At 52.8% G+C, this 1025-nt stretch carries 1 pseudogene; it reads left to right on the forward strand.

Annotated elements, in window-relative coordinates:
• Positions 1 to 53: 53 nt before the first annotated feature.
• Positions 54 to 1025 (forward strand): annotated as a pseudogene (locus HW443_RS11770) (hypothetical protein); the annotation flags it as partial.

Raw genomic sequence — 1025 nt, forward strand, 5'->3', positions numbered from 1 at the left:
GGGTCATACATTTTTTTCTTGACAAGGAGATGATAATATGATATAGTGGAACTATGTTTATAAGTTCAGTAAAAAAGATAACAGACCTGACTCGCGTCTTTCTCGAGCCCTCCAATTCCACCCATCGACAGTACGAGGCCCTCAGGGCCTATTTCGTGGATAAACTCAGCAGCAAAGAAGCCGCTTCGCGCTTCGGATACTCCAGGGGAAGCTTCAGGGTGCTGGTCCATCAGTTCCGACAAAATCCCCACCGGCCATTTTTCCTCCCGCCAACGAAGGGGCCTCAGAAATCTCCCAAAAGGGGCCTGGTCCGGGAACAGGTGCTCGCTTTACGTAAAGAAAACCTCTCCATCTATGATATCAGCCGAGTGATGGAGACAAAAGGACATCCTGTAAGCGCAGCGAGGATCTCTCTCATCTTGAAAGAAGAAGGCTTTGCGAGACTGCCCCGAAGAAAAGACGAAGAGCGTCCTGCTGCTGCCAGACCGGTTGTGGCTCCCCTGGCCGACGCCCGCCAGCTGGATCTATCGCCCAGACAATGCCGAACCCGATTCGGGGGCCTCTTTCTTTTCATGCCCTTTATGGCCTCCCTCCCTTTTGATCAGATCCTTCATGAAGCAGGGTTTCCCGGATCGAAGATGATTCCTGCGGGACATGCCGTCCGATCCCTTTTGGCCTTGAAGCTCTTTGGCTCTGCCCGGCACAGTGACGTGATGAGCTATGTCCTGGACGAAGGACTTGCTTTGTTTGCTGGACTCAATGCCATTCCAAAGCGATCCTTCCTGACCGAGTATAGCTGCCGAATCGATCCCCAGGGCTATCCTCGCTTGATGAGAGCCTGGTTTGATGCCCTGGAAACCCTCGGGATCGATCGCGGATCGTCCTTCGATTGTGACTTCCACACGATCCCTTTCCATGGGGAAGACGCCCTAGTGGAAAAACACTATGTCTCTAAAAGGAGCCGACGTCAGAAAGGGATCTTGGCCTTTCTTGCTCAAGATGCGGCGACCCGGGTCTTTTGCTAC

The organism is Candidatus Hakubella thermalkaliphila (assembly GCF_013281975.1).
Lineage (GTDB): Bacteria > Actinomycetota > Humimicrobiia > Hakubellales > Hakubellaceae > Hakubella > Hakubella thermalkaliphila.